Genomic DNA, 23,082 nt, shown 5'->3' with positions numbered 1-23,082 from the left:
TGAGGATGGGATGTGGGGATGACAGCAGCGGTTCGGATCGGCAACTGCTCAGGCTTCTACGGCGACCGTCACGCCGCAATGCACGAGATGCTCACCGGCGGTGACCTGGACTATCTCACCGGCGACTACCTGGCCGAGCTGACCATGCTGATCCTGGGCCGCGACCGGATGAAGCACCCGGAGCGCGGCTACGCCAAGACCTTTCTGACCCAGCTCGAACAATGCCTCGGCCTGGCTCGTGACAAGGGTGTTCGTATCGTGGCCAACGCCGGCGGGCTCAATCCGGCCGGCCTGGCCGACGCGGTGCGCGAACTGGCCGACCGCCTCGGCATCCCGGCCACGGTGGCCCACGTCGAAGGCGACGACCTGCTCCCCCGCGCCGCCGAGCTCGGATTGGGGACGCCTCTGACCGCCAACGCCTACCTGGGTGGCTGGGGCATCGTCGAGTGCCTGAGCGGTGGCGCCGACGTCGTGATCACCGGCCGGGTCACCGACGCCTCGGTGATCGTCGGCCCTGCGGCCGCCCACTTCGGCTGGGATCGCACCGACTACGACCAGCTCGCCGGGGCGGTGGTCGCCGGTCACGTGATCGAGTGCGGCATCCAGGCCAGCGGCGGCAACTACGCCTTCTTCACCGAGATTCCCACCGAGCACCTCTTGCATCCCGGCTTCCCGCTCGCCGAGATCCACGCCGACGGATCGTCGGTGATCACCAAACATCCCGGCACCGGCGGGCTGGTCAGCGTCGACACCGTCACCGCGCAGCTGCTCTACGAGGTCACCGGGGCCCGTTATGCCAACCCCGACGTCACCGCCCGGATGGATAGCATCGAACTGTCTTCCGACGGCCCCGACCGGGTGCGGATCTCGGGCGTGACCGGCGAAGCGCCGCCACCGACCTGCAAGGTGTCGCTGAACAGCATCGGCGGGTTCCGCAACTCCACCACGTTCGTGCTGACCGGCCTGGACATCGAGGCCAAGGCCGAGCTGCTGCGCACCCAGCTCGAAGCGGCGATGACCGTCCGGCCGGCCGAGCTGCAGTGGACGCTGGCCCGCACCGACCACCCCGACGCCGACACCGAGGAAGCCGCCAGCGCCCTGCTGCACTGCGTGGTGCGTGACCCCGACCCGGCCAACGTGGGCCGCAGATTCTCCGCGGCCGGCATCGAGCTCGCCCTGGCCAGCTACCCCGGCTTCTGCGTGACCGCCCCGCCCGGCGACGGCCAGGTCTACGGGGTGTTCACCCCGGGCTACGTCGACGCCACGGCGGTGCCGCACGTCGCGGTGCACCCCGACGGCACCCGGGTGGACATCCCGGCCGCGGCCGAGACCCGCACCCTCGAGCCGGCCGAGGACCCCGCCCTGCCCGAGCCGTTGCCGGCGGGCCCGACCCGGCGTGCGCCGTTGGGGTTGATCGCCGGCGCCCGCAGCGGCGACAAGGGCGGCTCGGCCAACGTCGGGGTCTGGGTGCGCACCGATGAGCAGTGGCGCTGGCTGGTCCACACGCTGACCGTGGAGAAGCTGCGGGAGTTGCTGCCCGAGACCGCCGAGCTGCCGGTCACCCGGCATGTGCTGCCCAAGCTGCGGGCGGTGAACTTCGTCGTCGAAGACATCCTCGGGCAAGGCGTGGCCTACCAAGCCCGATTCGATCCGCAGGCCAAGGGGTTGGGCGAATGGCTGCGCAGCCGCCATGTCGACATTCCCGAACCGTTGCTGTCAGAAGGGACACCGTGAGCATCTGGACCTCCCCCGAGCGTGACGCGCTGCGCAAGACCGTGCGCGCTTTCGTCGAACGCGAGATCGCACCGAACGTCGATGAGTGGGAACGCACCGGCGAGCTGCCCCGCGAGCTGCACCGCAAAGCCGCCGAGGCCGGCCTGCTGGGCGCCGGCTTCCCCGAGGAAGTCGGCGGCGGTGGCGGCGACGGTGCCGACGCGGTGGTCATCTGCGAGGAAATGCACCAGGCCGGGGCCCCCGGCGGGGTGTTCGCCTCGCTGTTCACCTGCGGTATCGCCGTGCCGCACATGATCGCCTCGGGCGACACAAGGCTGATCGAGGAGTTCGTCACTCCCACCCTGGCCGGGGAGAAGATCGGATCGCTGGCCATCACCGAACCGGGCGGCGGCTCGGACGTCGGCCACCTGCGCACCACCGCGCGCCTGGACGGCGACCACTATGTGGTCAACGGCTCCAAGACCTTCATCACCTCCGCGGTGCGCGCCGACTACGTGGTCACCGCGGTGCGCACCGGCGGGCCGGGGGCGGCCGGGGTGTCACTGCTGGTGGTCGAGAAGGGCACGCCTGGTTTTGAGGTGACCCGCAAGCTGGACAAGATGGGCTGGCGGTCCTCGGACACCGCCGAACTGTCCTACGTCGATGCGCGGGTGCCGGTGGCGAACCTGGTCGGCGCCGAGAACACCGGCTTCGCCCAGATCGCCGCGGCGTTCGTCTCCGAGCGCGTCGGTTTGGCCGCGCAGGCCTACGCCAGCGCGCAGCGCTGCCTGGATCTGACCCTGGCGTGGTGCCGGGACCGGGAGACCTTCGGTCGGCCGCTGATCTCCCGGCAGGCCGTGCAGAACACCCTCGCGGAGATGGCCCGCCGCATCGATGTGGCCCGGGTCTACACCCGCCACGTCGTCGAGCGGCAGCTGGCCGGGGAGTTCAACCTTATCGCCGAGGTGTGCTTCGCCAAGAACACCGCGGTGGAGGCCGGCGAGTGGGTGGCCAACCAGGCGGTGCAGCTGTTCGGCGGGATGGGCTACATGGCCGAATCGGAGGTGGAGCGCCAGTACCGCGACATGCGGATCATCGGGATCGGCGGTGGAACCACCGAAATCCTGACCTCGCTGGCCGCCAAGAGCCTTGGATACCAGTCATGACCGCCTTGAAGTCGACCCTGGACCCTTCGTCGCCCTCCTACACCGAGGCGGCAGCGGCGCTGACCGACAAGCTCGCCGAACTCGACACCGAACTGGCCAAGGCCTTGGCCGGGGGCGGCGCCAAATACGTCGAGCGCCACCACGCCCGCGGCAAGCTCACCGCGCGCGAGCGCATCGAGGCGCTGATCGACGCGGACTCCCCGTTCCTGGAGCTGTGTCCGCTGGCCGCGTGGGGCAGCGACTTCCAGGTCGGGGCCAGCCTGGTCACCGGGATCGGCGCGGTCGAAGGCGTGGAGTGCATGATCGTTGCCAACGACCCGACGGTCAAGGGCGGCACGTCTAACCCGTGGACACTGCGAAAAATTTTGCGGGCCAATCAGATTGCGTTCGAGAACCGTCTCCCGGTGATCTCCCTGGTGGAGTCCGGCGGAGCTGACCTGCCCACCCAGAAGGAAGTCTTCATTCCCGGCGGTCAGATGTTCCGCGACCTGACCCGACTCTCGGCCGCCGGCATCCCTACCATCGCGCTGGTGTTCGGCAACTCCACCGCGGGCGGGGCGTATGTGCCCGGCATGTCCGACCACGTGGTGATGATCAAGGAGCGCTCGAAGGTGTTCCTCGCCGGCCCGCCGCTGGTGAAAATGGCCACCGGCGAGGAGTCCGACGACGAATCCCTCGGCGGCGCCGAGATGCACTCCCGCACTTCGGGTCTGGGTGACTACTTCGCGAACGACGAACTGGACGCGCTGCGGATCGGCCGCCGGATCGTGGCCCGGCTGAACTGGGTCAAGCAGGGGCCCAAACCCCTCGCGGTCGTCGAGCCGAAGTACGACACCGAGGAGCTGATCGGCATCGTGCCGGCCGACCTGCGGATCCCGTTCGACCCGCGGGAGGTGATCGCCCGGATCGTCGACGGCTCGGAGTTCGACGAGTTCAAGGCGATGTACGGCTCGTCGCTGATCACCGGCTGGGCCCGGCTGCACGGCTACCCGGTGGGCATCCTGGCCAACGCGCGCGGCGTGTTGTTCAGTGAGGAATCCCAGAAGGCCACCCAGTTCATTCAGCTGGCCAACCGGTCCAATACCCCATTGTTGTTCCTGCACAACACCACCGGGTACATGGTCGGCAAGGCCTACGAAGAGGGCGGCATGATCAAGCACGGCTCGATGATGATCAACGCCGTGTCGAACTCGACGGTGCCGCACATCTCGCTGCTGATCGGCGCCTCCTACGGCGCCGGGCACTACGGCATGTGCGGGCGGGCCTACGATCCGCGGTTCCTGTTCGCCTGGCCATCGGCCAAAGCGGCGGTGATGGGCGGGGCGCAGCTGGCCGGGGTCATCTCGATCGTCAGCCGCGCCGCCGCCGAAGCCCGCGGCCAGCAGGTGGACGAGGCGGCCGACGCCGCGCTGCGGGCCGCCATCGAAGCCCAGATCGAGGCGGAGTCACTGCCGATGTTCTTGTCCGGCCGGCTCTACGACGACGGGGTGATCGACCCGCGCGACACCCGCACCGTACTGGGAATGTGCTTGTCCGCCATCGCCAATGGCCCGGTCGAGGGGACGTCGAACTTCGGCGTCTTCCGGATGTGAGGACTCCCATGATCAGCAAAGTTCTGGTGGCCAACCGCGGCGAGATCGCCCGCCGAGTCTTCACCACCTGCCGCCGGCTGGGCCTGGGCACGGTCGCGGTCTACACCGATCCCGACGCGGGCATGCCGCACGTCGCCGAGGCCGACGAGAAGGTGCGCCTGCCGGAGACCACCAGCTACCTGTCGGCGGAGGCGATCATCGCCGCGGCGCAGGCCGCCGGTGCCGACGCCGTGCACCCGGGCTACGGATTCCTCTCCGAGAACGCCGAATTCGCCGCCGCGGTGCAGGCCGCCGGACTGACCTGGATCGGGCCGCCGGTGGGCGCGGTGACCTCCATGGGTTCCAAGATCGAGGCCAAGAAGCTGATGGCCGCCGCCGGGGTCCCGGTGCTCGAAGAACTCGACCCGGACACCGTCACCGCCGCGCAACTACCGGTGCTGGTCAAGGCGTCGGCCGGCGGCGGCGGCCGCGGTATGCGGGTGGTCAGCGAGTTGTCGGCGCTGGCCGATGAGGTCGCGGCCGCCCAGCGCGAGGCCGCCTCGGCATTCGGCGACCCGACGGTGTTCTGCGAGCGCTACCTGCCGGCCGGGCGCCATATCGAGGTTCAGGTGATGGCCGATGCGCACGGAACGGTGTGGGCGGTCGGCGAGCGGGAATGCTCGATCCAGCGCCGCCACCAGAAGGTCATCGAAGAGGCCCCCTCCCCGCTGGTGGAGCGCATCTCCGGGATGCGGGACAAGCTTTTCGAGGCGGCCCGGCTGGCGGCGAACGCGATCGGCTACACCGGCGCGGGCACCGTGGAGTTCCTGGCCGACGAGGACGGCGCGTTCTACTTCCTGGAGATGAACACCCGACTGCAGGTCGAACATCCCGTCACCGAGGAGACCACTGGCTGCGATCTGGTCGAGCTGCAGTTGGCGGTGGCCGACGGCGCCCGACTCGAGCCGGAACCGCCTGCGGCGCAGGGCCACTCCATCGAGGCGCGGTTGTACGCCGAGGACCCGGCCCGGGGGTGGCAGCCGCAGGCCGGGCTGGTGCACGCCATCGACATCCCGGGGGTGACCGCGCGGTTCCACGGCCTGTGCCGGCACACCGGCGTGCGGCTGGACTCCGGCATCGAGGACGGGTCCATGGTGTCCATTCACTACGACCCGATGCTGGCGAAGGTGATCAGCTACGCGCCCACCCGGCGTCAGGCGGCGGCGGTGCTGGCGGGCGCACTGGCGCGCGCCCGGCTGCACGGCCTGCGCACCAACCGCGACCTGCTGGTCAACGTGCTGCGCCACCCGGCTTTCCTCGACGGTGCGACCGACACGGCGTTCTTCGAGACCCACGGACTGGCCGAGCTGTCCGCGCCGCTGGCCGGCGCCGCGGCCGTGCGGGCGTCGGCAATCGCGGCCGCGCTGGCCGACGCCGCGCACAACCGGGCCACCGCCGTGGCGTTCGGCTCCATTCCCGGCGGGTGGCGCAATCTGGCCTCGGGATACCAGACCAAGACCTACACCGACGACGACGGCACCGAGCATCGGATCGAATATCGTTTCACCCGAACCGGATTGACCATCAACGACGAGGTCAGCCTGGTCTCGTCCACGCCGGACGAGGTGGTGTTGGCCGATTCGGCCGGCGTCGCGCGCACGTTCACCGTCGCCCGTTACGGCGCCGACATCTATGTCGACTCCCCGGCCGGTCCGGTGCACCTGGTGGCGTTGCCGCGATTCCCCAATCCCGAATCCGCGGTCGAACAGGGGTCGCTGCTGGCGCCGATGCCCGGCAACGTGATCCGGTTGGGTGCCGCCCTCGGCGATCCGGTGACCGCCGGACAACCGCTGATCTGGCTGGAAGCCATGAAGATGGAGCACACCATCAGCGCACCGGCCGACGGGGTACTCACCCACCTCAACGTCAAACCCGGAGACCAGGTCGAGGTCGGCGCCGTGCTGGCCCGCGTGGAAAGTCTCGAAACATCAGCAGAAGGAGATTCCCAATGAGCGACACCAGCTTCATCGAGAGCGATGAGCGTCGTGCCCTGCGCGAGGCGGTCGGGGCGATGGCCAAGAACTACGGCCAGGACTACTACCTGGAGAAGGCTCGCGCCGGTGAGCACACCGACGAATTGTGGAACGAGGCAGGCAAACTCGGCTTCATCGGGGTGAACCTGCCCGAGGAATACGGCGGCGGCGGCGCCGGGATGTACGAGCTGTCGCTGGTCATGGAAGAGATGTCGGCCAACGGCTGCGGCCTGTTGATGATGGTGGTGTCGCCGGCCATCAACGGCACCATCATCTCCAAGTTCGGCACCGACGAGCAGAAGAAGCGGTGGATCCCCGGCATCGCCGACGGCTCGTTGACCATGGCGTTCGCCATCACCGAACCCGACGCCGGATCGAACTCGCACAAGATCACCACCACCGCGCGCCGGGACGGCTCGGACTGGATCCTCAAGGGGCAGAAGACGTTCATCTCCGGCGTCGACCAGGCCCAGGCGGTGCTGGTGGTCGGCCGCACCGAGGACGCCAAGACTGGCAACCTGCGCCCGGCCCTGTTCGTGGTACCCACCGACGCCGCCGGCCTGAGCTACACGCCGATCGAGATGGAGCTGATCAGCCCGGAGCGTCAGTTCCAGGTTTTCCTCGACGATGTGCGGCTGCCGGCCGACGCGCTGGTGGGTTCTGAGGACGCCGCGATCGCGCAGCTGTTCGCCGGGCTCAACCCCGAGCGCATCATGGGCGCGGCCAGCGCGGTCGGGATGGGCCGGTTCGCGATCGGCAAGGCCGTCGACTACGTCAGCACCCGGCAGGTCTGGAAGACCCCGATCGGGTCGCACCAGGGCCTGTCGCACCCGTTGGCGCAGAACCACATCGAGATCCAGTTGGCCAAGCTGATGATGCAGAAGGCGGCGACGCTCTATGACGCCGGTGATGACTTCGGCGCCGCCGAGGCGGCCAACATGGCCAAGTACGCCGCCGGGGAGGCCTCGACGCGGGCGGTCGACCAGGCGGTGCAGTCCCTGGGCGGCAACGGCCTGACCAAGGAGTACGGCATCGCCGCGGCGGTGACGGTGTCGCGGCTGGCCCGGATCGCGCCGGTGAGCCGGGAGATGATCCTCAACTTCGTCGCGCAGACGTCGCTGGGCCTGCCCCGGTCGTACTGATGGACACCCTGGTCTCCTACGCCGGGCCGGAGGACACCGGAGACGGGTCGGCCCGGCTGACGCTGGATTCGCCGCACAACCGCAACGCGCTGTCGAGCCGGCTGGTCGCCCAACTGCATGCCGGCCTGCGCGACGCCGCCGCGGACCCGAACGTGCGGGTGGTGGTGCTCGGTCACACCGGCAACACCTTCTGCGCCGGCGCGGACTTGAGCGAGGCATCCGGCGGCCCAGATGCCAGTCCCGGCGACCTGGCCGCCGACCGGGCCCGCGAAATGGCGGCGTTGCTGCGGGCGATCGTCGAGTGCCCGCGGCCGGTGATCGCCGCGGTCGACGGCCACGTGCGGGCCGGCGGGATGGGCATGGTCGGCGCGTGCGATATCGCGGTCGCCGGATCGGCCAGCACCTTCGCGCTGACCGAGGCCCGGATCGGCGTGGCGCCCTCGATCATCTCGCTGACCCTGCTGCCCAAGCTGTCTCCGCGGGCCGCCGCCCGCTACTACCTGACCGGGGAGAAGTTCGGCGCGGCCGAAGCCGCCGCGATCGGGCTGATCACGCTGGCCGTGGAGAACGAAGCGGACCTCGAGTCCACCGTCGCCGGTCTGGTGAGCGATCTGCGGCGGGGTTCCCCGCAGGGGCTGGCGGCCTCCAAGGCGCTGACCACCGCCGAGGTGCTGGCCGGGTTCGACCGCGACGCCGAGCGGCTCAGTGTGGCCTCGGCACGGATGTTCGTCTCCGACGAGGCCCGGGAAGGGATGCTGGCCTTTTTGCAGAAGCGTCCACCTAGCTGGTCCTTGTAGCCACTTCGGGCAACCTTGCGTACGGCATAGCGGTTCGTCGTAGGCTCTGTAGCCGATGAGGAACTCAGCCGGGCGAGGCCACGACACCCACGGCATGCCGTCGCGTGCCGCGGACACCGACCGGATCCAGTTGGCGCAGTTGCTCGGCGACGCCGCTGCGCAGGGCCAACTGCCGATGAGCGAGTACGAGGACCGGCTGGCCAAGGCCTACGCGGCGCAGACCTACGACGAGCTCGACGGGCTGCGCGCCGACCTTCCGGGTTCCTCGGTGTGCCCGCACCGCGGCGGCGACTGCAAGCCCGCTCCCTCCACGCTGCTGCTGGCGATCCTGGGTTCGTTCGAGCGGCGCGGGCGGTGGAACGTGCCCAAGCGGCTGACCACCTTCTCGCTGTGGGGCGGCGGCGTGATCGATCTGCGCTACGCCGACTTCACCGCGACCGACGTCGAGATCAACGCCTACTCGATCATGGGCGGGCAGACCATTTTGCTGCCGCCGGAAGTCAACGTCGACATCCGGGGCCACGGGGTGATGGGCGGCTTCGACCAGCGGGTCGACGGCCGAGGCACCCCCGGCGCGCCCACGGTACGGGTCCGCGGCTTCTCGCTGTGGGGCGGCGTGGGCATCAAGCGCAAGCAGCGCAAACCACGCAGCTGAGCCACCCTCGGCAAGTTGACACCGCGCTCGCAACTCGGCAATATCAGGAAACAGACGTTCTCACAATTGCCGTTCCCACGATGTGCGAGGTGCAGTCATGACGATCAGCGAGCCGATTCCTTTGGTGGAGCGTTCGGTGAGCGATTCGGCAGTTACCCACGCCGCACCTCGTCGGCGTTCGCTGCTACCCCAGGTCGCCTGCACCGACAACATGATGATGGGTGTGGCCCTGTTGGCCGGGCCGGCCAACGTGATCATGCAACTCGCGCGTCCCGAGGTGGGTTATGGCGTGCTGGAGAGCCGCGTCGATAGCGGGCGCGTCGACCTGCACCCGATCAAGCGGGCCCGGACCACGTTCACCTATCTGGTCGTCGCCACCCAGGGCAGCGTCGAACAGCAGGCCGCGTTCCGGGCGGCGGTGGACAGTGTCCACCGGCAGGTTCGCTCGATCGACGACAGCCCGGTGAAGTACAACGCCTTCGACCGCGATCTGCAGCTGTGGGTGGGCGCCTGCCTGTACAAGGGCAACGTCGACATCCACCGCATCTTCCTCGGTGAGATGGACGACGAGCACGCCGACCGCCACTACCACAACGAGGGCAAGGCCATGGCCACCATGCTCCAGGTTCCCGAGGACATGTGGCCGGCGGACCGGGCCGCCTTCGACCGGTACTGGCAGGAGCAACTGGACAAGGTGCACATCGACGACACCGTCCGCGCCTACCTCGAGCCGATCGCCGCCAGCCGGATGCGCGGCTTGACCCTGCCGGGGCCACTGCAGCGGGCGAACGAACGGCTCGCCTTGCTGATCACCACCGGATTCCTGCCCCAGCGCTTCCGCGACGAGATGCAGCTGCCGTGGGATGCGCAGCGGCAACGCCGGTTCGACCGGTTGATGGGCCTGATCCGCGGAGTCAACAATCTGCTGCCCGGGTTCCTCCGCGGCTTCCCGTTCAACCTGATTCTGTGGGATCTGGATCGGCGCATCCGCACCGGCCGTCCGCTGGTGTAGCAGCCGTCGAGGTGAATTGACGTCGCTGCGTCCGCCGGTACGCTTTGACCTCGGACCAGGCCGACGGAAGGGACCGGCGATGCACGTCAACCCGCATGTGTTGCGCACCGGAGCCAACGTCTCCGACGACGCCGGTGGCCACGCCAATACCGGTGCGCAGCGCCTCGGGCTGGCCGGGGTGAGCACCGGCATGTTCGGTGACTTCGACGCCGCCCACAGCTTCCACGCCGCGCTGGCCACCGCCAAAGACGGCCACCGGGATGCGCTGCAGGGTCACCACCAGAACCTCACCGGCATCGCCGAGAACGTGCGCACCGCCGCCACGGCCTTCACCCGCATGGACGACCACAACGCCAAGCGGCTGCGAGACGTAGCTCCCGGCACCGGGCAGTGAGCCGCCCGAGCCTGCAACACCTGCAGATCGCCGACCTCGTCGCCCACGCCGGCGGTGACCCGTGGGCGGTCGACGACAGCCTGCAGGCCGGTAGCCCCACCCAGATCAACTTCCTCGCCCAGGCGTTTCACCAGGCCGCCGGCTCGGCCACCGCCGCCGAACAGACCTTCCAGACCGCCCAGCAGCACTTCCAGCAGTACAACCGCGAGAACGGCGAACAGCCGATCAACAACGGCGCCGAGGTGCAGCGCGTCAAAGACGGCCTGCACGCCACCAATCAGCAGCTCGGCCAGATCGCCGCCGACCTGGAAACCATCGCCGGCAACCTGGCCCAGGCCCGCGCGGCCTCGCAGGCCAATATGACGGCGCTCAACGCCAACCTGCTGGTCCTCGACGCCCAGATCGGCGTCTACCTCAATCAGGCCAGTCAAGGCCAGAACCACGACGCCGACATCGCGCAGGCGCGGCAACTGGCCTATAACGACACCGCGACCGCGCTGCACAACGCCACGGTCATCCGCGACACCTACTCCAAGGGCCTGCAGGAGGCCCTGACCAATTTGCGGGTCAAGGACGGCTACAGCCCCGATATCCGCAAGTACGACGCCGAGAGCCAACCGGCCGGCGGGGCCGACGGCGAAGCGGGAGCCGGCGGCCCAACCAACGGCACGCCCGACGGCCGCCCCGGTGCTGACGGTGGCGCCGGTGGCAACGGCGGCGCGCCGGCCGGCAACCCGCCGCTCGTCGGCGACGCCGGCAATGCGCCCGGCGCCCCTGCCGATGGCAAAGGCGGTGACGGCGGTGCCGGCGCGACCGAGCCCGTCCCGCCATGGCTACCACCCGGGACGCCGGTGATGACCCGCCCCGGCGCCCCGCCGGCACCGCCCGGCCAACCGACCCAGATCAACGGGAAATGGGGAAACGTCGGTGACGGCCTCGCGGCGGCGGGTGGGCAAGCCAACGCGCCGTGGGCCCGGCCTGACCTGCCGGCGTTCGCTCCGGGCGGGTCACCGAACCCCGCGATTCCCGGCGGCGGCGTACCGATGCCGCAGGCCATGGAGAGCGTCGAAAAGTTCGGCAAACGCCTGGGCTTCGTAGGGAACGTCATCACCGGCGCGAACGGGGTCATGGAGATCCAGAACGATGTGAACAACGGAGTCCCCCTGAGTACCGCCCTCGTGGATGTCGTCCCCAAAACCGCGGGTGATATCACCGGAGGTTTGGTGGGCGCCGGGCTGGGAGCCGAGACCGGGGCGGAAATCGGGGCCGTGGTCGGCACCTTCTTCGGCCCCGGACCGGGAACCGCCATTGGTGCGGTCCTGGGTGCCGGCACCGGAGCGGTGGTCGGAGGCCTCGTCGGCAGCGAGTTCGGTAAGGATGTCGGTGAGGGAATTTCGAATGTTTGGCACGGCCTGTTCGGCTGAGACGCGGCAGACAAAGGAGAACGATCACCATCAGCAACGCAGAGCGCATTATCTTCATCGCCGCTGTGGTCGCGCTTGTCATCGCAATCCCGGTGGACCCCCGCAAGGACGCGAAGTCGAAGTGGCTGTTTTGGGTCATCGGTCCGATGGTGTGTGCCGCGTTGTTCGCCGCCGCGCTCTACGGCGCGGTGAAAAATCCTGAGGCATCGGATCTGGTCGGCGCAGTCGTTGGCGGAGCATTCTTCGCCTACCTAGGCTTCGGCGCCGTCTACGCCCGCAAGCGCTGGCCGATCGGGCGATGAACTGGTTCTCGTTCGTGACGCACCGGAAGGACCTGTCGTGAAAGCCGCCGACCAGCCGCCCGGCTCCGAACCGATCACATTGGCCCCCCGCACCCCCGGCGAACCGACGATCACCCTCCCGAAGCCGCCGGGCTGGGAGCTCATGCCGGGCAACGACGAGACTCTGATCCGCGGCGTCCTCTACAACCAGGACCTGCGCCGGCACGGCTTCACCCCCAATGCGGTGGTGACCTGCGAGGAACTCACCGGCCAGGTCGGACTTCCGTCGCAGGCCTTGGCCAAGGAGGGCGCCGCGGTCGCCAACATCGTCGGTGAACTCGACACCGACGTGCCCGGAACGGTGTCGGGATTTGCGAGCAGAACGATCACCTACAACCTGCAGGGCCGGCCGGCGACCGGCCTGATCGTCGCGGTGCAGAACGCCAAGGACCGGATCTGGGCGGTCACCGTCACCATCCAAACCACCGACGCCGAGAACCCGCACTATGTCTCCGCCAAGCAGGCCATCCTCGACGCGCTGGAAGTCCGCCTGCCCGACCGGTAACGCAGCAGCCCTGCGAGAATGGCACGCATGGTCGAGCAGAGCCTCTGGATGCAAAAGGTTGCCGCCGATCCCGGGCATTCGCAGTGGTATATCGAACGCTTCCGTCAAATGGCCCGCGCCGGTAACGATCTCGCCGGCGAAGCCCGCTTCATCGATGCGATGGCCTCCCGTGGCGCCCGCATCCTCGACGCCGGCTGCGGGCCGGGCCGAGTGGCCGGCGTGCTGGCCGCGGCCGGTCATGACGTGGTCGGTGTCGATGTGGACCCCGAGCTCATCGAGGCGGCCGGGCAGGATCACCCGGGGCCGCGCTATCTCGTCGCCGACCTCGCTGAACTGGACCTGCCCGCGCGCGGCATCGCCGAACCGTTCGAGGTGATCGTGTCGGCCGGCAACGTCATGACGTTCGTCGCCCCGAGCACCCGCATCGAGATACTGCGCCGGCTGCGCAACCACTGCGCCGAGGACGGGCGGACCGTGATCGGTTTCGGTGCCGACCGGGACTACGAGTTCAGCCAGTTCCTCGACGACGCGGCGACCGCGGGGTTCGCGACCGAGCTATTGCTGGGCACCTGGGACCTGAGGCCCTTCACCGACAACTCCGATTTTCTGGTCGCCGTGCTGCGGCCAGCTCAGCGCGACGCCTGATCTTCCTCGCTGAGTTCGCCCAACTGGTCGAAACTGAGTACCTCGGTCATGTCCTGTTCCTGGTAGGCCAACCGGCCGACCCGGTGCGCAACGACCGGCGCGGTGATCAGCGTGAAGATGATGCTCACGGTGACCATCCCGGCATCGTGGCTGCCGCGTAACCGGATCAACGCACCGGCCAGCACCAACAGCAGACCCAGCACCTGCGGTTTGGTGGCCGAGTGCATCCGCGCCAACGTATCGGGGAACCGCACCACCCCGATCGCCGCCGTCAGCGCCAGCACGGCCCCGGCGAGCACCAGCACCCCGGCGATCACATCGAGCACGATCACGATTGCCTCCGTGGTTCGGGATCGTCGGGAACCCGGAAACGGGCCACGCTCACCGATCCGATGAAGCCGACCAGCGCCAGCGCCGCCAGGCTGTAGGTCGCGGTGGTGTCGCGGCTGACCGCGGCCCAGATGCCGATACCGCACATCGTCATCGCGGCCAGCGTGTCCAGCGCCACCAGGCGGTCCAGTGTGCTGGGCCCGGCCAGTAGCCGATACATGGTGATGATCGCGGCGGCCCCCAGCAGCACGCCCGCGGTTGCCCAGATGACGGTCATGCGGTTCCTCCCGCCGGCTGCCATTCGTCGTCGCGCTCGAAAGCGGCTATCAAAAGTCGCTCCACCTGGGCGACCTGCGCGAAGAACCGCTCGACCGACCGCGACGATCCGACATCGATCACGTGGCAATACAGAATGCGGCGCACCTGGTCGATCTCCAGCACGATCGACCCGGGAATCAGCGTGGTGATGGCGGAAGCCAGCACCAGCACCAGATCGGACTTGATGGTCAACGGCACCTTCAGCACCCCGGTCAGCGGCGGCGGGCCCGGCTTGATCGCCAGCCACATCAACTGGACACTGGACGCCACCAGGTACCAGGCGAACAGCCCGACCAACCGCAGCACCGCCACCGGGTGCACGCGACCCTGGACCGGCACCGGCGGTAGCGGCAGCAGCACCAGGATCAGCGTCGCGACCACCAGCCCGACGACGATGTTAGGGATGGTGAATCGGCCCCACAACAGCGTCCAGATGGTCGCCAACGCCGATACCGCAAAAGTGCGCAGCGCTATCGCCCTCACGAGTCACCCCCCGACAGCACGGCGGAGATGTATTCGCCCCGGTCGATGACCTCGGCCGCGGCACGCTCGCTGTAGGCGAAGATCGGGCCGGCCAGCGCGGTCATCGCCAGCCCCAACGCGATCAGCGCAACGGTCGGGGCCAGCATCCAGGTCGGCATCCGGCCGACGTCGTCGCGGTCGTCGTAGGCGACCTCGGCGACGTCGTCGAGCAGCACCGGCGGAGTGGCGTTCACCAACGCGGCCTCGGGGGCGTCGACCCGCCGGCGCCAGAACGCCCGTGTCCACACCCGGGCCAGCACATACAGCGTCAGCAGGCTGGTGACGACGGCGCCTCCCACCAGACACCAGGCCAGCACCGACCCGTCGTCGGCCCCGGCCTGCAGCACCGCGGTCTTGCCGATGAAACCTGAAAAAGGTGGGATACCACCGAGATTGAATGCCGGAATGAGGAACACGAACGCCAGCAGCGGATTGGCGCCCAAGCCGCCCAGGCGCTGCATCGACGATGCGCCGCCCTGGCGTTCGATCAGTCCGGCCGCCAGGAACAGTGTCGTCATCACGATGATGTGGTGCATCACGTAGAAGATGGCGCCGGTCATGCCCAACCGGCTCGACAGTGCCACTCCGAACATCATGAAGCCGATGTGGCTGACCAACGTGAATGACAAGAGCCGCTTGATGTCGCTCTGCGCGACGGCGCCGAAAATGCCGACCAGCATGGTCAACAGCGCGGCGACCAACAGCACCGAGTCCAGTCCGCCGTCGGGAAACAGCAGCGAATGGGCCCGGATGATCGCGTACACACCGATTTTGGTCAGGATCCCGGCGAACACCGCGGTGATCGGTGCGGGCGCGGTCGGATAGGAGTCGGGCAGCCACGCCGACAGCGGGAAGACCGCGGCCTTGATGCCGAACGCCACCAGTAGCACCGCGAACACCGCGCTGCGGGTGCCGCCGGGCATCGCGCCGGTGCGGGTGGCCAACTCGGCCAGGTTCAGCGTGCCGGTCGCGGCATAGACCAGGGCGATGCCGAACAGGAAGATCAACGAGGACGCCATCGAGACCATCACGTAGCCGATGCCGGCCCGGATCCGTTCGGCGCTGGCACCGATGGTCAGCAACACGAAGCTCGCGGCCAGCAGCATCTCGAAGCCGACGAACAGGTTGAACAGGTCACCGGCCAAGAAGGCCAGCGAGACGCCGGTGGCCAGGGTCAGATAGGTGGGCAGGAAGATCGACACCGGCTGGCGGTCGTCGCCGTCGCGCACACCCTGCCCGATCGCGTAGACCATCACCGTCAGCAGCACGATCGCCGACACCACCAGCATCAGCGCCGACAACCGGTCGACCACCAGGGTGATGCCCAGCGGGCCGAGCTTCTGCTCCGTCGGGCCCCAGCCGCCGACGTGCAGCACCAGCGTCCCGTCCCGGTCGGTCAGGTACAGCAAGGCGGCGCTGACGGCGGTCACCGCGCACAGCACCGCGATGGTGATCGGGCGCTGCACCCTGGGACGCCGGCCGACGATCAGGGTCAGGGCGGCACCCAGCGTGGGCAGCAGCACCGGCAGCGGCATCAAGACGGCGGCGAGACTCACCGTGGCTCCTCGCTTTCGGTGACGGCGTCCAGTTCGCCGGCCGGCACCAGCACACCGGGGTCCTCCTCGGCGGCGATGATCTCTTCGTCGGAGAGCTGAGACACCCGGGTCGCCTCGGAGTCGTCGCCGATGTCCTCGGTCGTCGTCAGGTGGTAGGAGCGGTAGGTCAGCGCCAGCACGAACGCGCCGATGCCCATGGTGATGACGATGGCGGTCAGCACCATGGCCTGCGCCAACGGGTCGGCGTCGGTTTCCATGCCCTCGGTGCTGTTGTAGATCGGCGGGCTGCCGCTCGGCCCGGAAACATCGATGATCAGCAGGTTGATGGCATTGCCGATCATCATCAGGCCCAGCAGCGTTCGGGTGAGGCTGCGTTCCAGCAGCATGTACACCCCGCACGAGGTGAGGCCGGCGGCCATCAGCAGGGGAACCAGATGCGCGGTCATGACACTCCTGCCAGCGATCGGGCGCGGGCCTGCGATTCCAGCTCCTGGTCGAGCCGGACGCCCAGGCTGCGCAACACGTCGAGCACCATGCCGACCACCACCAGGTACACGCCGATGTCAAAGAACAATGCGGTGACCATCTTGACGTCGCCTACCACCGGCAGGCTGAACGACAGCACCGCCGACGACAGCACCGGTGCCCCCAGCAACAGCGACCCCAGCGCCGTGCCGCCGACCAGGCTCAGCCCGACGCCGAGAATCTTCCCGGAGTCCAGTGGCAGCGTCTCGCCGAGCTCGTATCGCCCGCCGGCGAGATAGCGCAGCACCAGCCCCAGCCCGGCGGCCAGCCCGCCGGCGAAACCACCGCCCGGATAGTTGTGCCCGGCGAACAAGAAGTACAGCGAGACCACCATGATCAGCGGGAAGATGGCGCGGGTCGCGACCTCCAACACCAGCGACCGCTGATTGGGGTCGTAGTAGTCGCTGCCGCGCAGCCAGGTGGTGGACCCGATCGCCGGGCTGTAGGGGGTGGCCGGCGACGCGAGGCCGGGAACCTTGCCGCGGGCACTGGCATCGGCGATGCGCGGTGCGCGGCCGAACCGCCGGGTCCGGAAGACCATCGAGGCCACCCCGGTCGCGGCCACCAGCAACACTGAGATCTCGCCGAGGGTGTCCCAGGCCCGGACGTCGACCAGCAGCACGTTGACGGTGTTGGCGCCGTGGCCGCGGACATACGCGGCCTCCCCCAACGCCACCGAGACACCGTCCTGACTGCGGGCCGCCATCGCGAAGGCCCCCAGCACCGCGACGCTGACGCCCACCATCACCGCCAGCGCTGCTCGCGGCAGCCGGTTCTTTGCCATTGTGGGCCGCTCCGACTCCGCGGGCAGCGTGCGCAACACCAGCACGAAGATCACCAGGGTCACGGTCTCCACGAGCAGCTGGGTCAACGCCAGGTCGGGTGCGCCGTGGAAGGCGAACGCCACGGCGCAGCCGTAGCCGGTCACGCCGACCATCAGCACCGCCGACAACCGGTTGCGGGCCAAAGTGGCCCCGATCCCGCCGGCGACGACCAGCACGGCGACGGTCAGTTGCAGCGGGGTATCCCACAACTGCAGATCGACTCGGTCGCGGGCACCGAGCATGAGCGCTCCCAGCGGAAGCAGCACCAGCGTCGCGAAGATCATCGCCTGGTTGATGGGCAGTGAGCCGCGCTGGGTGATCCCGGTCAGGCGCACGGCCGCCACATCGAGCAGTCGAAGGAAATCGTCGTACAGCTGGTCGGCCCTGCCCAGCGGCAACCGGCGCAGCCGGGTCAGCCGCAGCGGGCCGCGCGCGACGAAGATGCCGGTGCCGACCAGCAGCACCGCCGCCGACAGGTACACCGGCAGTCCGGCGCCGTGCCACAGCGCCAGGTGGTAGTCGCTGCCTTCGGGCACGGTGTCGGCGTAGCCGTGCAGCACCGTGTCGAGTCCGAGCGCACACAAACCCAGGATCAGGCTGGCAACGGCCAACACCGCCGGAGGCACCAGGAACGCCGCGACAGGCCGGTGCAGTTCGGCGACGTGCGGGCTGGGCTCGGTCCGGCCTTTACCGGCGAAGCCGCCCCACACGAACCGCGCGCTGTAGATCACGGTGAACATCGAGGCGAGCACCGCAGCAGCCAACGCGTACGGGCCGGCGGCCCCCAGGGCCGGGGCCTGCGCCTCGGTCCCGAAAATGGTCTCCTTGGCGATGAAGCCCACGAAGGGCGGCACCCCCGCCATGCTGGCGGCGGCCGCGGCGGCGATGACGAACAACCAGGGGCAGCGCCGTCCCAGCCCGGCCAGCTCGCGCAGGTCCCGGGTACCGGTGGCATGGTCGATGATGCCGACCACCATGAACAGCGTCGCCTTGGCCGCGGCATGCGCACACATGGCGGTCAGGCCGGCCAGCATCAGATCGGCCCCACCGGCCCCAACCAGCATGATCATCAAGCCCAGTTGGCTGACGGTGCTGTAGGCCAACAGCAGCTTCAGGTCGTATTCGCGGATCGCGCGCCACCCAGCCAGCAGGGCGGTGGCCAGACCCAGCACCACCACCGTCGGCCGCCATCCGGGCGAGTCGGCGAATCCCGGCGTCAGGCGGGCCACCAGGTAGATCCCGGCCTTGACCATCGCGGCGGCGTGCAGGTAGGCGCTGACCGGTGTCGGCGCCGCCATCGCGCCCGGTAGCCAGAAATGCAGCGGGATGATCGCGGACTTGCTCAGCGCGCCGACGAGCACCAGCAGCACACCCACGGTGACGACCGTCCCGGACGGCGGATGGGCCACCAGCTCCGACAGCAGATAGGTACCGGCGGTATTGCCCAGCATGATGAGGCCGACCAGCATCGCCAGGCCGCCGGCGGTGGTCACCAGCAACGCCTGGATGGCGGCACGGCGGTTGATGGAGCGTTCGGCGTAGTGGCCGACCAGCAGGAACGACAACACCGTGGTCAGTTCCCAGAACACGTACAGCACCAGCATGTTGTCGGCGACCATCAGCCCGAACATGGCGCCGGCGAACCCGACCATCTTGGCGGCGAAGCTGGGCAACCGCGGGTCGATGCTGGTCTGCGGGCTGACCGGGCGGAAATACTCGACGCAGTAGAACAGCACCAGCGCGCCGATTCCCAGCGCCAGCACACTCATGATCGCCGAGAGCGCGTCGAAGCGCAGCGCGATGTCCATCGCCAGGCCGGGGACCCACGACACCACCGTTTTGTGATCGTCGCCGGGGCCGGACGGCCAGTTCAGCACCACCCACACCAGCGATACCAGCGGAATCAAGCCCAAGGGGTAGAACGCCGCCCGGCCCCACCTGCGGACCAACCAGGGTGCGGCGGCCGCGCCGACGGTATGGGCAAGCAGTATCGCTAGCATCACGCTCCACAAAACGAATTGATCCAAGCCATGGAATCAGCTCTGGTACAACACATCTGACAAAAGGACGGCGCGGGCAGCACCGTAATACGGTCGCGACAACGACAGCCACATCGAGCCCCGCTCAAACGTGCACCGAATCTCCCACCGCAACTACATCCAGTTTTCGCAAAAAACCGGCCGAGCGCCATGGAATGCGACCCCCATTCGGTGGGGGGTCGAACCCCCATCACGACTAATGGCTGCGCCCGGCTCCGCCGCGCTTGCGAGCGTCGCTAGGCCTCGATCAGGCCAGCTCTGATCGCGTATCGGGTGAGCGCCAGGCGGTCGCGAAGACCCAACTTCTGCAGGGTGTTCGTCCGGTGACGGTCGACCGTCTTGGCGCTGATGCCCAGTGTCTTGGCGATCTCGCGCGCCGAAAACCCTTCGGCGATCAGCTTCAGCACTTCCTCTTCGCGCGGGGTCAAGATGTTCTCCGGCAAGTCCTCCCCTTGCCGGGTGCGGTGCAGGTAATCCCGGATCAGCGCGGTCACCGCGCCGGCGTACAGAAACGGCTCGCCGCGCATCGTCGCCCGGCAGGCCTCGAGCAGGTCGCGGTCCGCCACGGATTTCAGCACGTAGCCGGATGCGCCCGCTTTGAGTGCTTCGAAGAAGTACTGCTCATTGTCGTGCATCGACAGCATCAGCACCCGCACATGGGGATGGCTGCGGTTGATCTCCCGGGCGGCCTGCAATCCGGTCATCCGCGGCATCGCGATGTCGAGGATGGCCAGATCGACCGGAGTGTTCTGCAGGGCCGCGAGCGCCTCCGACCCGTCGGCCGCCTCGGCCACCACGCACAGATCGGGCTCGGCATCCAGAATCATCCGCAGCCCGCTGCGCACCAGGGCGTGGTCGTCGGCGAGCATGATGCGCGCCGGCTGTATCGCCATCACCGGCCGTCCGCGCCCGGTCGGGCCGGCACCACCAGCCGGACTTCGGTTCCCTCGTTGCTCGGGGAGGTGATCGTCAGGGCGGCACGCACCAGCAGAGCCCGTTCGCGCATGCCGCTGATGCCGGCGCCTTCGATGCTGACCCCGCCCTTGCCGTTGTCGGCGATCCGCAACGTGAGCTCTCCGGCGGCGTCGACGTGCAGGTCCAGCCAGGCCTTTTGCGCTCCGGAATGGCGGGCGATGTTGGTCAGGCTCTCCTGGGCGATGCGATAGCAGACCAGGCTCAGGTCCGGGGTCAGCTGGTCCGCTTGCGGGGCGATTTGCTTGACGACGTCGATTCCGGTCGCCTGGGTGAACTGGTTGCACAGTGCCTGCAGGGCGCTGCGCAGGCCCAGGTCTTCCAGCGCATCCGGGCGCAGCCGGCGGGCGATGCTGCGCACCTCGTCGAGGCTCGCGCGCACGATCTCCTGGGCGTCTGCGAGGTCGCCGCGGATCTCCGCGGGGGCGGCGTCGGCCGCCCGCTTGAGGGTGAGCAGAGCGACGGTGAGGGTTTGGCCGATCTGGTCGTGCAACTCCCGGGCGATGCGCTGCCGCTCGTTCTCCTGCACGGTCAGCGCCAACGCGCTCGAGGAGGCCCGCTCGGTTTCGAGCCGGTCCAGCATGCCGTTGAACGATTCGATCAGGTCGTGCAGGTCGCCGTCGCCAGGGTCGTCCGCCCGGTCTGTGAGACGGCGGGAGTCGACTCGCCGCATCACCGCGGCGAGCCGATCCAACGGGTCAAGACTCGACCGCAACAACAGTGCGTTGGCGCCGACCACGATCGCCAGTCCGACCGCCAGCACCGGAATCTCGGTCGCGCGAACGGGCCCCGAAACGGTTGCCGGCGACATGGCCAGTACGAGCGTGCCGGTGGTGAAGACCAGGCCGTTGATCAGCACGACCCGATGAAACAGCCCCCGCGCAGGGGCGTTCGCTCGCCATCGAAGCCTCTCGATGACCGCTGTCCAACGGTGCATACCCCCACCATCGTCTTCGCAGCGCTTGCTTGTCCATACGGGTCGCAGCGGCCCCCGAATGGGAGTCAAACACCATAGCGAGCGACCGGTCGCCGCTCGGAGAATGGAATTACGTCCAAGCAGCGTCAGCGTTGGCAGCGCGTATCGCAAGATCTGGCCGACAGTAACCCAGATGACTCAGATGAACCAGACCCGGAGGGATGCACCTGCAATGAACCGCATTACCGGCGCGCACCCACCGGCCACCGGTAACAGCGTGGTCGCGATGCCGCAAGCCGTCCGGAGCTGAACCATGGATTTCGCGGCGTTGCCACCGGAAGTCATCTCCGGCCTGATGTACACCGGTGCCGGCCCGGGTCCGATGATTTCGGCCGCCACCGCCTGGGACGGGCTGGCCACCGACCTGCATCTGGCGGCCACCGCCTATGCGTCGGTGGTCTCCGACCTGACGAGCGGGCCGTGGTTGGGCCCCTCCTCGACAGCGATGGCGGCCTCGGTCACCCCTTTCGTGACGTGGCTGAACGCCACCTCCGCCCAGGCGGAGAAGACCGGCATGCAGGCCAAGGCGGCCGTGGCCGCCTACGAGGCGACGTTCGCCACGGTGGTGCCTCCACCGGTGATCGCGGCCAACCGGGCTGCGCTGATGACGCTGCTGGCCACCAACATCTTGGGCCAGAACGCCGCGGCGATCGCGGCCAACGAAGCCCAATACGCCGAAATGTGGGCCCAGGACGCCACCGCCATGTACAGCTACGCGTCGTTGTCGGCGAGCGCGACCGCATTGGAGCCGTTCCAGCCGCCACCGCAGACCGCCAACCCGGGCGGACCGCTGGGCCAGGGTGCCAGCGAGGCGGCCGCAGCCAACTCCGCGGGCAACATGGCGCAGAGCCTGCCGTCGCAGCTGACTTCCGCAATGTCGTCGGCGCCGGGCTCGTCGGAAGCCGCGTCGCCGTTGTCGGTCCTACCGGCGCAGGCCGATATCCCGACCGGGTTCTTCGAGTGGCTGGGTGTTGCGGCCGACGAGGTCGGCATCGGCATCGCCCTGCCGCTCTCGATTGTCGGTGTCTACCTCGCCGGCGCCGCAATGTACTTCGCGGAGATGGACTCCCGCGAGATCTTCGACACCCAGGATCTGCTGCACGGGGGCCAGATCAACATCCTGGATGCCCTGAGCCAGTTGGGAGCGGAGACGCAGGTGCCGTCGACCGAGAACCTTCGCGTGCCGCACGAGTCGGTGAAAGTCGGTCAGTCCTTCCCGCTCGGCGCGCTGTCGGTGCCGCCGAATTGGGTCGAGGCAGCCCCGGAGATCCGGCACGCCAGTTTCTCGACGCCGCTCAGCAGCGCCGCCGGGCCTTCGCCGGCCGGGCTGGGAACGGCGTTCGGTCAGATGGCCCTGGCGGGCATGGGCGGCAGTGCGCTGGCCGGCGCGGTCAACCAGAACCGCGGCCGGCAGGGCACGCCGACACCGGCCGCCGAATCCAAGGCGCCGGCGCAATCCTCCGAGGCACCCTCGCAACCTGCGGTGCTGGCGGCGCAATCGCCGGCGAGCTCGGTCATCGAACTGGCAGCCGGAATCCGCGAACTCGGCCAGCTCCACGACGCCGGATATCTGACCGAAGCGGAGTTCGCCGAACAGAAGCAGCGGCTGCTCTCCCGCTGAG

At 68.7% G+C, this 23,082-nt stretch carries 22 protein-coding genes; 14 read left to right on the top strand and 8 right to left on the bottom strand.

Annotated elements, in window-relative coordinates:
• Positions 1-18: 18 nt before the first annotated feature.
• The 13 genes from AC5Y31_RS15925 (at position 19) to AC5Y31_RS15865 (ending at position 13,398) form a co-directional block, all read left to right on the top strand.
• Complete coding sequence (locus AC5Y31_RS15925; protein ID WP_499981487.1) at positions 19-1,734, top strand: acyclic terpene utilization AtuA family protein; 1,716 nt, start codon at positions 19-21, stop codon at positions 1,732-1,734.
• Positions 1,731-2,879 (top strand): acyl-CoA dehydrogenase family protein, encoded by a 1,149-nt coding sequence (locus tag AC5Y31_RS15920; protein WP_499981485.1) that lies wholly within the window; start codon positions 1,731-1,733, stop codon positions 2,877-2,879. Before AC5Y31_RS15925 ends, AC5Y31_RS15920 begins: the two co-directional genes overlap by 4 nt.
• On the top strand, positions 2,876-4,471 hold the full coding sequence (locus AC5Y31_RS15915) for an acyl-CoA carboxylase subunit beta (protein ID WP_499981483.1): 1,596 nt from the start codon (positions 2,876-2,878) through the stop codon (positions 4,469-4,471). The genes AC5Y31_RS15920 and AC5Y31_RS15915 overlap by 4 nt, the downstream gene beginning before the upstream one ends.
• A gap of 8 nt (positions 4,472-4,479) precedes the next feature.
• Entirely contained in the window at positions 4,480-6,462 is a 1,983-nt protein-coding gene (locus AC5Y31_RS15910; protein ID WP_499981482.1) for an acetyl/propionyl/methylcrotonyl-CoA carboxylase subunit alpha, read from the top strand.
• Positions 6,459-7,625, top strand: a complete 1,167-nt coding sequence (locus AC5Y31_RS15905) for an acyl-CoA dehydrogenase family protein (RefSeq protein ID WP_065025814.1) — start codon at positions 6,459-6,461, stop codon at positions 7,623-7,625. Before AC5Y31_RS15910 ends, AC5Y31_RS15905 begins: the two co-directional genes overlap by 4 nt.
• Positions 7,625-8,422 carry an enoyl-CoA hydratase family protein gene (locus tag AC5Y31_RS15900; protein WP_499981480.1) on the top strand — a complete coding sequence of 266 codons (798 nt, stop codon included), beginning with the start codon at positions 7,625-7,627 and terminating at the stop codon, positions 8,420-8,422. The genes AC5Y31_RS15905 and AC5Y31_RS15900 overlap by 1 nt, the downstream gene beginning before the upstream one ends.
• A 55-nt stretch (positions 8,423-8,477) precedes the next feature.
• A complete protein-coding gene (locus AC5Y31_RS15895; protein WP_065025816.1) occupies positions 8,478-9,077 on the top strand; it encodes a DUF1707 SHOCT-like domain-containing protein in 600 nt (199 codons plus the stop codon).
• Positions 9,078-9,174: 97 nt separating this feature from the next.
• Positions 9,175-10,089, top strand: a complete 915-nt coding sequence (locus tag AC5Y31_RS15890; RefSeq protein WP_065025817.1) for an oxygenase MpaB family protein — start codon at positions 9,175-9,177, stop codon at positions 10,087-10,089.
• Between the two features lie 79 nt (positions 10,090-10,168).
• Entirely contained in the window at positions 10,169-10,483 is a 315-nt protein-coding gene (locus AC5Y31_RS15885) for a DUF2563 family protein (RefSeq protein WP_065025818.1), read from the top strand.
• The gene (locus tag AC5Y31_RS15880; RefSeq protein ID WP_499981476.1) at positions 10,480-11,907 is read left to right on the top strand and encodes a putative alpha/beta hydrolase; all 1,428 of its coding nucleotides are present in this window, start codon (positions 10,480-10,482) and stop codon (positions 11,905-11,907) included. The genes AC5Y31_RS15885 and AC5Y31_RS15880 overlap by 4 nt, the downstream gene beginning before the upstream one ends.
• Positions 11,886-12,209, top strand: coding sequence for a hypothetical protein (locus AC5Y31_RS15875; RefSeq protein ID WP_499981475.1), 324 nt, complete (start codon positions 11,886-11,888; stop codon positions 12,207-12,209). The genes AC5Y31_RS15880 and AC5Y31_RS15875 overlap by 22 nt, the downstream gene beginning before the upstream one ends.
• A gap of 37 nt (positions 12,210-12,246) precedes the next feature.
• On the top strand, positions 12,247-12,753 hold the full coding sequence (locus AC5Y31_RS15870; protein ID WP_499981473.1) for an LpqN/LpqT family lipoprotein: 507 nt from the start codon (positions 12,247-12,249) through the stop codon (positions 12,751-12,753).
• A 27-nt stretch (positions 12,754-12,780) separates the two neighbouring features.
• Positions 12,781-13,398, top strand: a complete 618-nt coding sequence (locus AC5Y31_RS15865) for a class I SAM-dependent methyltransferase (RefSeq protein ID WP_499981470.1) — start codon at positions 12,781-12,783, stop codon at positions 13,396-13,398.
• Here AC5Y31_RS15865 and mnhG read toward each other — a convergent pair.
• The 8 genes from mnhG to AC5Y31_RS15825 form a co-directional block, all read right to left on the bottom strand.
• Complete coding sequence (gene mnhG / locus AC5Y31_RS15860) at positions 13,383-13,730, bottom strand: monovalent cation/H(+) antiporter subunit G (RefSeq protein ID WP_065025821.1); 348 nt, start codon at positions 13,728-13,730, stop codon at positions 13,383-13,385. The two genes, AC5Y31_RS15865 and mnhG, sit on opposite strands and share 16 nt — an antisense overlap.
• Positions 13,727-14,005: a monovalent cation/H+ antiporter complex subunit F gene (locus AC5Y31_RS15855; RefSeq protein ID WP_065025822.1), complete on the bottom strand. Its 279-nt coding sequence runs from the start codon at positions 14,003-14,005 to the stop codon at positions 13,727-13,729. The genes mnhG and AC5Y31_RS15855 overlap by 4 nt, the downstream gene beginning before the upstream one ends.
• The gene (locus tag AC5Y31_RS15850) at positions 14,002-14,529 is read right to left on the bottom strand and encodes a Na+/H+ antiporter subunit E (protein WP_499981467.1); all 528 of its coding nucleotides are present in this window, start codon (positions 14,527-14,529) and stop codon (positions 14,002-14,004) included. The genes AC5Y31_RS15855 and AC5Y31_RS15850 overlap by 4 nt, the downstream gene beginning before the upstream one ends.
• Positions 14,526-16,124 (bottom strand): Na+/H+ antiporter subunit D, encoded by a 1,599-nt coding sequence (locus tag AC5Y31_RS15845; protein WP_428844354.1) that lies wholly within the window; start codon positions 16,122-16,124, stop codon positions 14,526-14,528. Before AC5Y31_RS15845 ends, AC5Y31_RS15850 begins: the two co-directional genes overlap by 4 nt.
• Positions 16,121-16,570, bottom strand: a complete 450-nt coding sequence (locus AC5Y31_RS15840; protein ID WP_065025824.1) for a Na(+)/H(+) antiporter subunit C — start codon at positions 16,568-16,570, stop codon at positions 16,121-16,123. Before AC5Y31_RS15840 ends, AC5Y31_RS15845 begins: the two co-directional genes overlap by 4 nt.
• On the bottom strand, positions 16,567-19,473 hold the full coding sequence (locus tag AC5Y31_RS15835; RefSeq protein ID WP_065025825.1) for a Na+/H+ antiporter subunit A: 2,907 nt from the start codon (positions 19,471-19,473) through the stop codon (positions 16,567-16,569). The genes AC5Y31_RS15840 and AC5Y31_RS15835 overlap by 4 nt, the downstream gene beginning before the upstream one ends.
• Positions 19,474-19,748: 275 nt before the next feature.
• Positions 19,749-20,405 carry a response regulator transcription factor gene (locus tag AC5Y31_RS15830; protein WP_065025826.1) on the bottom strand — a complete coding sequence of 219 codons (657 nt, stop codon included), beginning with the start codon at positions 20,403-20,405 and terminating at the stop codon, positions 19,749-19,751.
• Positions 20,405-21,421, bottom strand: coding sequence for a sensor histidine kinase (locus AC5Y31_RS15825; RefSeq protein WP_065025827.1), 1,017 nt, complete (start codon positions 21,419-21,421; stop codon positions 20,405-20,407). The genes AC5Y31_RS15830 and AC5Y31_RS15825 overlap by 1 nt, the downstream gene beginning before the upstream one ends.
• Before the next feature lie 292 nt (positions 21,422-21,713).
• Here AC5Y31_RS15825 and AC5Y31_RS15820 point away from each other — a divergent pair, with 292 nt between their 5' ends.
• Positions 21,714-23,081, top strand: coding sequence for a PPE family protein, SVP subgroup (locus tag AC5Y31_RS15820; RefSeq protein ID WP_499981462.1), 1,368 nt, complete (start codon positions 21,714-21,716; stop codon positions 23,079-23,081).
• The last annotated feature ends 1 nt before the right edge of the window (position 23,082 follow it).

Source organism: Mycobacterium sp. NGS18 (assembly GCF_059813185.1).
The sequence above is the reverse complement of the archived record's forward strand: the minus strand, read 5'-3'. Positions and strand labels throughout refer to the sequence as shown.

Bases quoted from the DNA above. Each gene is read 5' to 3' on its own strand.
- AC5Y31_RS15835 (WP_065025825.1), bottom strand. From the start codon at position 19,473: ATGCTAGCGATACTGCTTGCCCATACCGTCGGCGCGGCCGCCGCACCC.
- AC5Y31_RS15855 (WP_065025822.1), bottom strand. From the start codon at position 14,005: ATGACCGTCATCTGGGCAACCGCGGGCGTGCTGCTGGGGGCCGCCGCG.
- AC5Y31_RS15840 (WP_065025824.1), bottom strand. From the start codon at position 16,570: ATGACCGCGCATCTGGTTCCCCTGCTGATGGCCGCCGGCCTCACCTCG.
- AC5Y31_RS15820 (WP_499981462.1), top strand. From the start codon at position 21,714: ATGGATTTCGCGGCGTTGCCACCGGAAGTCATCTCCGGCCTGATGTAC.
- AC5Y31_RS15900 (WP_499981480.1), top strand. From the start codon at position 7,625: ATGGACACCCTGGTCTCCTACGCCGGGCCGGAGGACACCGGAGACGGG.
- AC5Y31_RS15825 (WP_065025827.1), bottom strand. From the start codon at position 21,421: ATGCACCGTTGGACAGCGGTCATCGAGAGGCTTCGATGGCGAGCGAAC.
- AC5Y31_RS15915 (WP_499981483.1), top strand. From the start codon at position 2,876: ATGACCGCCTTGAAGTCGACCCTGGACCCTTCGTCGCCCTCCTACACC.
- AC5Y31_RS15830 (WP_065025826.1), bottom strand. From the start codon at position 20,405: ATGGCGATACAGCCGGCGCGCATCATGCTCGCCGACGACCACGCCCTG.
- AC5Y31_RS15910 (WP_499981482.1), top strand. From the start codon at position 4,480: ATGATCAGCAAAGTTCTGGTGGCCAACCGCGGCGAGATCGCCCGCCGA.
- AC5Y31_RS15865 (WP_499981470.1), top strand. From the start codon at position 12,781: ATGGTCGAGCAGAGCCTCTGGATGCAAAAGGTTGCCGCCGATCCCGGG.
- AC5Y31_RS15895 (WP_065025816.1), top strand. From the start codon at position 8,478: ATGAGGAACTCAGCCGGGCGAGGCCACGACACCCACGGCATGCCGTCG.
- AC5Y31_RS15890 (WP_065025817.1), top strand. From the start codon at position 9,175: ATGACGATCAGCGAGCCGATTCCTTTGGTGGAGCGTTCGGTGAGCGAT.
- AC5Y31_RS15905 (WP_065025814.1), top strand. From the start codon at position 6,459: ATGAGCGACACCAGCTTCATCGAGAGCGATGAGCGTCGTGCCCTGCGC.
- AC5Y31_RS15925 (WP_499981487.1), top strand. From the start codon at position 19: ATGACAGCAGCGGTTCGGATCGGCAACTGCTCAGGCTTCTACGGCGAC.
- AC5Y31_RS15885 (WP_065025818.1), top strand. From the start codon at position 10,169: ATGCACGTCAACCCGCATGTGTTGCGCACCGGAGCCAACGTCTCCGAC.